The organism is Kosmotoga sp. DU53 (genome assembly GCF_001639905.1).
In the GTDB taxonomy this organism is placed as follows: domain Bacteria; phylum Thermotogota; class Thermotogae; order Petrotogales; family Kosmotogaceae; genus Kosmotoga; species Kosmotoga olearia.
In genome coordinates, this window is record NZ_JGCK01000005.1 from 1 (window position 1) to 6,920 (window position 6,920).

The 6,920-nt window shown below is 36.2% G+C and carries 5 protein-coding genes and 1 pseudogene; 5 read left to right on the forward strand and 1 reads right to left on the reverse strand.

From position 1 onward, the window contains the following. On the forward strand, nt 1-1,011 hold a 1,011-nt coding region (locus tag DU53_RS00385; RefSeq protein WP_063726898.1), incomplete at its 5' end, for an HD domain-containing phosphohydrolase. Nucleotides 1,012-1,448: 437 nt separating this feature from the next. Here the strand turns inward: DU53_RS00385 and DU53_RS00390 are convergent. Beyond that, complete coding sequence (locus tag DU53_RS00390; RefSeq protein WP_063726901.1) at nt 1,449-2,285, reverse strand: hypothetical protein; 837 nt, start codon at nt 2,283-2,285, stop codon at nt 1,449-1,451. Nucleotides 2,286-3,033: 748 nt separating this feature from the next. Here DU53_RS00390 and DU53_RS00395 point away from each other — a divergent pair. The 4 genes and pseudogenes from DU53_RS00395 to DU53_RS00410 form a co-directional block, all read left to right on the forward strand. Beyond that, the gene (locus DU53_RS00395; RefSeq protein ID WP_063726903.1) at nt 3,034-4,833 is read left to right on the forward strand and encodes an AlwI family type II restriction endonuclease; all 1,800 of its coding nucleotides are present in this window, start codon (nt 3,034-3,036) and stop codon (nt 4,831-4,833) included. Continuing rightward, entirely contained in the window at nt 4,830-5,624 is a 795-nt protein-coding gene (locus DU53_RS00400; RefSeq protein WP_063726905.1) for a site-specific DNA-methyltransferase, read from the forward strand. Before DU53_RS00395 ends, DU53_RS00400 begins: the two co-directional genes overlap by 4 nt. Beyond that, the gene (locus tag DU53_RS00405) at nt 5,617-6,369 is read left to right on the forward strand and encodes a site-specific DNA-methyltransferase (RefSeq protein ID WP_063726907.1); all 753 of its coding nucleotides are present in this window, start codon (nt 5,617-5,619) and stop codon (nt 6,367-6,369) included. The genes DU53_RS00400 and DU53_RS00405 overlap by 8 nt, the downstream gene beginning before the upstream one ends. A gap of 193 nt (nt 6,370-6,562) precedes the next feature. Then, nucleotides 6,563-6,920, forward strand: a pseudogene (locus tag DU53_RS00410) (helix-turn-helix domain-containing protein); the annotation flags it as partial.

A 6,920-nucleotide genomic window follows, 5' to 3' on the forward strand; every position in this document is an offset into this window, starting at 1 on the left:
GTTGAAGCTCTGGAGAAATTGGCCGAACAGGATTTTGACGTGGTAATTTCCGATATTTTGATGCCCGAGATGGATGGTTTTCAATTATGTCGCAGGGTGAAAATGGATGATAGATTAAAAGAAATTCCTTTTATACTTTATACCGCTGCCTACACCGATCCAGAAGATAGAAAATTCGCCCTCAGCCTTGGAGCCGACAGGTTTATTATCAAACCGTTAGAACCAGATGCTTTTGTTGAGATAATAAAAGAAGTTATTCAGAACCATAAAGTAAAGCCTTCAAACAACAAGGTAGTGAATAAGGTAGTAAATAAGGAAGAGATTGTATATCTCAAGAAATACAACGAGAGATTGATCAAGAAATTGGAAGATGGAATGTTTCAGTTAGAAGAAAAAAATATAGAACTCGAACAAAGCTATAAAAAGATACAGAGAACTCTGGATTCCATTGTTGAAACAATAGGATTGGTAATTGAAATGAGAGATGCCTACACTTCTGGTCATCAACGACGCGTAAGTCAGCTTGCCTGCGCTATTGCCAGAGAAATGAACCTGTCAGAAGAACAAATTGAGGCTGTTCGTATAGCTGGTCTTTTACATGATATTGGCAAGATATCTGTACCGACAGATATCTTGAACAAGCCTGACAAACTGAATAAATTTGAACTCGGAATTGTAAGAAACCATCCCCAAACTGCATTTGAAATATTAAAAGACGTGGAATTTTCTCAACCCATAGCTGAGATTGTGCTCCAGCATCACGAACGAATAGATGGATCCGGTTATCCTAATGGCTTGAAGGGTAACCAAATTCTTATAGAAGCGAGAATACTAGCAGTGTCAGATGTTGTCGAAGCTATGGCGTTCCACAGACCTTATCGTCCAGCACTTGGTATAACTAAAGCTTTAGAGGAGATCACCACAAATTCAGGGAAACTCTACGACCCTGAGGCTGTAAAAGCTTGCATAGCAGTGTTCTCACGAGGATTTGATTTTGAAAAAGAAAGGTAAAAAGTTTACCTTTTCCAGCCGAAGTCTCCCCAGCCTCGATACCTCATCATATGCCTCTTGAGTTTCATTTTCACTCTCTGTCCCACATTTCCGAAGCATTTGGAGGAATGATCTATTCGGAAGTGGTCAACCATCCTTTGAGTATTGGATTTACTTTTCCAACCGCCTTTTCGATAAATTGGATCAAAAATGAGCTGACATTATTTTTGAGACAAAGGATTGAAGATTCAGAAACTAAAATTCAATGTTAAAAACTAGAGAATGGAGAAGGAACAAGATACTTACAAAACTGAACTAAAACCCGAGAATCATGAGTTCAAAAAAAGAGCGATGGTATCACTCCTGACGTAATTTTCATTGCCGTTCTTTACAACCAAAATGAAGTTCCATCAAGTACTGGAACTATAGGCTGGTAACTGACACCTAAATCAGGTATATCAGAACTTCAGTATAGCAGAGATTTTTAAGCTTTTTAAGTTTTTGTAATCAAATGAATTGTAGAACTGGCTCAATATCCAGAGGTCTAGCTTGTTAATATTGAATCCTATTCCTGCCTTAACTACAGGTTCGCCATTTGAATTTGAATATCCAACAAGATAATTAACTTTGCCACCCAGTAATATATCAGTACTGATCGATAGAATTTCATTTTCTATGAATGATTTTAGGTCTTCTATAATAAAACTAAATCCGAATGTACTTCTCACAACCGAATATCGGCTAATACTTTTCGAGTAGAAAATAAGGCCAGTTCGCGCAACTAAAGGATCGAATTCTTCATTGAACGTTAAAGTCCCCTTGCCAACGATCAGAAGATCGTCAGGTATATATGAAATATCCAATCTAGCGTATTTGCTAGTGTGTAGGTGCTTCTCAAGTGATTGAGCAATTACGCCAAAGGCGATTTTTGGAGCCTGAGTAATTGCGAAATTACTCAATGTATCAAAAGGTACCGAAGCCGCTAAATATAATGATCCAAGCTTTATTGCTCCGGCTGCTGCAAATTCATATTCGCTCTGTTCAAAATCAAAACTCAGCGGAAATGTTCCTTTCACACCGACAGCTACTGTAAATATTGAATATTCAAACCTTAGTAAACCATCTCCAAGAAAAAGGGCTTGCGGATGATCATAGCTGAGACTAAGTTTTAATTCATAATTCTGCAGCAAAATATCCGAGGGCCACTCCATGTAACTGGTTGCGTCAAGCGGGAGCGCAAACAGGGAAAATGAAACAATCATAGTAAATAAAACCATCAAGAAACCTTTTTTCATGATCTCTCCTCCTCGCAGAAATTAGACCCTCTCGCCGCCAATTTCACTCTTTAGCAGTTTTTATAACCTTTTCTTTCCGCTTGAAGTTCAAATTCGTATTTAATTCGAATCACTTGTTAAATTGTTAACTTGATTGAAATTGTTTCTATTAGTATACCATGGTTATATGGATGTTCAAAAACAAATTACTATCTCTGATTCCAAGGGGATAACGCTTTAGTTATCGGTTATTAGTCGATAATTTTGACGTCAGGATTGTCTTCGGCAATGTTCCTGGGAACGACTACGTCGCTGAGTTGCCGGACTTAGTCCAGGAGGCTCGCAGACGCTGTAAAAACACGAGGGTCCGAGAAGTCGCGAAGGCGCTTCGCAGCGGGGGTGAACCCTCCGAAATTGGTGCAACTGGCTATGCCAGTGGAGCGAACTCTTTCGGAGTTTGTACGACTGATTTCGCCGATGAACCATTTTTTCGTTAGTATTCTTAGTTTTTCTGATACACTTTTATTTTAGCGCTTACAAATGGTACAAAAAACACTCGGTACAACGAATTCCTCAATGCATCTATATGTACAAGTATAAAAAATGAGACCAGGACAAAAAACTATAGATTTATTTTAAAATCGATAAAGGAAAGAAAAACGTCATATAACAATGCAATTCACCAAGGATTCTGATGACTAGCCCGGCGGTTTTAATAGAAAGGTCATCAAATAATTCTGTTTTAACCTTATTTATAGAGGTGAACAAAATGAGGAAACCCTGGTCAATATCTACAACCGTCAGAAATCCAGAAAGATTAAGGGATTTTCTAAAAGTGTTGAAACAACTAGAAGGAGAAAGTTTTACGAAAGAAAATCAAGTAAAATATCAAATTCTTTTAATCAAGGAAAGGCTATATAAACCTAACAATATCCCGCCAAAATATCAGAGGTATTATGAAGAACCTACACTTGAAATACCATATAATGTTGCCGAAAAAATTTTTGAATATCAAAATTATGAAGATCCTCCCATGCGCGGGAGGCAGTCTGTCAATCCTCTCAATAAATTAGGATTTGCTATAGCAAGAGAAGGTTATGGCCCAATAAAGATTACAGACCTTGGCAATCTTTTTTTAGAAGGTGATTATGATATTGGATTTGTGTTTTTGAAAAGCTTACTAAAGTTGCAATTTCCGAATCCCTGGAGCAGAGATTTCTCAGCTAAACACGGTTTTAATATTACACCGTTTATTGCTACCCTGCGCTTAATATATGAACTAAATCAAAGAAGTAAAATTAAAGGACTAAGTAAAGAGGAGTTCTGTTTATTCATTCCAACTTTAACAGATGCAAACCGTATAAATGACCAAATCGAGAATATATTGGCTTTTAGAAAACTAAGAAACAATGAAGAAAAACAGGAATATATCTGGAATTTTGCCAGGGAATTTTATGGTTCAGAAAAAATCACCAAAACAAAAATAAATAATCTCTCTGATTATGGAGATAATACTATAAGATACTTTCGGCTTACAAGATTTTTCCGAATTCATATGAACCCTCTGGGCCATCATTGGAGAATTGATTTGGAACCTTCCCGAATGACAGAAATAGAACAGTTGTTAGGTCAATACGATGGCAAAGCATTTGAGTTTAAAACCGTGGAAGAATATTTAGAGTACATATCTGACATAACACGTCCACAATTGCCGTGGGAACATATAGATAATTTAAAGAAAGTTGCTGTAAATTTGAGAAACATAATCGTCGATTTAGTCAAAAGAGAGGGTATAAAATTAGAGCAAAATGATCAAAGACTCGTAGAAATAGATATGTCTAAATTCAATAAAAAAGATATCCTGGAAAAACATATAAGGGAATTAAGAGGTCTGAATCTTCGCTTAAAACTGTCAATTAAGAAAAAGAAGTTAGTTGGAAATATCGAAAAAATAAAGGAAATAATTTCAATATTAGATAACCCAAGATTACTAAGAAAACTGGATCCAGAAGGATTCGAGAAAATATTGACCGAGGCATTAAAAATCCTTAATGACGAAATTTTGATAAAACCCAACTACCCTGTAGATGATGAAGGAGAACCCATAAATCATGCACCAGGTAATAAACCGGATATCGAGTGTTATTATAGAACATTCAAGGCTATATGTGAGGTAACCTTGAATACTTCTAATTTACAATGGGTACAAGAAGGGCAACCTGTAATGAGACATCTAAGAAATTTTGAAAGAGAGCATGGATTTGAAAACATTTATTGCATTTTTGTCGCTCCAAGGATACATAAAGATACTTATTCCCAATTCTGGATTTCTGTGAAGTACGAATATGATGGAAAACCTCAGAAGATAATTCCCTTAACCACACAACACTTTGCCCTGCTGCTAAAGAAACTACTACAATATATAGAGACAGGGAAAAAGTTCAGTCATTACGAATTACACAAATTATATGAGAAGATTATAAACGAAACAAAAAAGGTAAATAGTTTCTCTGATTGGACGAGAAAAATAGATCAACTTTTGGAATGTTGGATGGAGGAAAGAATATGAAAACAGGTCATATTTATAACGGAGACTGCATAAAAGTAATGCGAGAACACATAAAAGATGAGAATATTGATTTAATCTATGCCGATCCGCCTTACAATCTATCTGGAAAAAGTCTTAATTTGATAAACAATAAAACTGGTGGCCCATTTTACAAAATGAATGAAGATTGGGATACCTGGGACTATAATGAATATGTGGAATTCACAGAAAATTGGTTAAAAGAAGCATGGAGAGTTTTAAAGTCTAACGGAAGTTTATATGTGTCATGTACATACCACAATATCGGAGAAATTATATTTTTGGCTAAGAAAATAGGTTTTAGATTAAATAACATAATTACGTGGTATAAGACAAATGCAATGCCAAACATAACTAAACGTACTTTTACCCATTCTACTGAATATGTGTGTTGGTTTGTAAAAGGAAACAAGTGGAAATTCAATTATGAAGAACTAAAGAAGATCAATCCTAATAAAAGAAAAGATGGAAAACCGAAGCAAATGAGGGATTTCCTGAATTTCATTGAGATGCCTATTGTTCAAGGAAAAGAGAGAATTAAAGGTGAAAACGGCAGAGCGATTCATCCTACACAAAAACCAGAGAAATTGCTAGAAATAATTATAATCGCATCATCCAATGAAGGGGATATTGTTCTGGATCCTTTCTTTGGAACTGGAACAACAGGTGTAGTGGCTGAGAGATTGAATCGTAAATGGATAGGCATTGAAATAAATGAGAAATTTATTAAAGTTGCAAAAAATAGAATTTACGGAGGCATAGGACATGCTTAATATAAAACTTATTTTAGGGGACTGCATAGAGGAACTAAAAAAACTCGAAGCTGAAAGTGTAGATTTAATATTTGCGGATCCACCTTATAATCTATCAGGCGAAAACCATCTTACTGTGCATGCTGGTAAACCAGTAAAACTCGATAAAGGCGAGTGGGATAAAATCGATAATATTCACGAATTTAATTTGAATTGGATAAAAGAATGTGTCAGAGTTTTAAAGCCTCATGGAACAATATGGATCTCAGGGACATTACATAATCATCCTTCCATAGGAATGGCCCTTAAACAACTTGGTTTATGGATAATTAATGATGTGGTCTGGTATAAACCAAATGCCACCCCACTTTTATCAAGAAACAGATTCGTTCCCTCAACCGAGATCATTTGGGTTGCAGGTAAAAGTAAGAAGTATTTCTTCAACTATGAATTAGCAAAAGAAATGAACAAAGGAAAGCAAATGAGAAATTTATGGACAATAAAAGCAAAAAGACATATAACACCCCACCCCGCAGAAAAACCAGAAGAACTGCTGGAAAGAATAATCCTGATTGGTAGCAATGAAGCTGATACAATCCTGGATCCGTTTATGGGTTCAGGCACAACAGGTGTTGTAGCTAAAAGATATAATAGAAACTTCATAGGAATAGAAATTAATCAAGAATATTTTGAATGGGCAAAAGAAAGAATTGAAAAAACGATCGTAAAACCATCTTTATTCGGGTCTATTAAAAAATCTGTGTAAACTCTCTTTGTCCCGAGATTTAGGATTGGAGCGAACTCCTGGTAAGAATCGAGAGTCCGAGAGTCAGAGAGTCAGAGAATCTGAGATGGTCGCTGCGCGACCGAGGCTCACGACGTTGTCAGCGTAATCACCCCCTAAAGAAATAGGACAAGAGATAACGAAGTGATAGTATGAAAGAAGAGGGGGCGAAGGGATGAGAGGCAGAGAACAATATTCAATGGAATTGAAGCTAAAAGTGGTAAAGGAATACGAAGAGGGCCACAAAAACACAAGAGAAATCAGGGAAGAATACGGGATACCGGATTCTACATTATGGGGTTGGATAAACAAATATAGAGCGGAGGGAGAAAGTGCTTTTGAACCGAAACTCAGAGCTGGAGATTTCATTGTTGATCCAACGAAGATACCACCTGTTCTGTACAAAGAGATAGGGCTTGACAAGATAAAGAAAGACCCAAAAGAGCTAAAAGGGGTTCTCAACGAAATCGAGAAAATACAAACTCATAATAGCAGAGAAAGAATTGGAAATAAGGTTGCTAAAAGAAGCTCTA

Excerpts from the sequence above, each read along its gene's own strand:
- DU53_RS00390 (WP_063726901.1), bottom strand. The coding sequence starts at position 2,285 with ATGAAAAAAGGTTTCTTGATGGTTTTATTTACTATGATTGTTTCATTT.
- DU53_RS00395 (WP_063726903.1), top strand. The coding sequence starts at position 3,034 with ATGAGGAAACCCTGGTCAATATCTACAACCGTCAGAAATCCAGAAAGA.
- DU53_RS00400 (WP_063726905.1), top strand. The coding sequence starts at position 4,830 with ATGAAAACAGGTCATATTTATAACGGAGACTGCATAAAAGTAATGCGA.
- DU53_RS00405 (WP_063726907.1), top strand. The coding sequence starts at position 5,617 with ATGCTTAATATAAAACTTATTTTAGGGGACTGCATAGAGGAACTAAAA.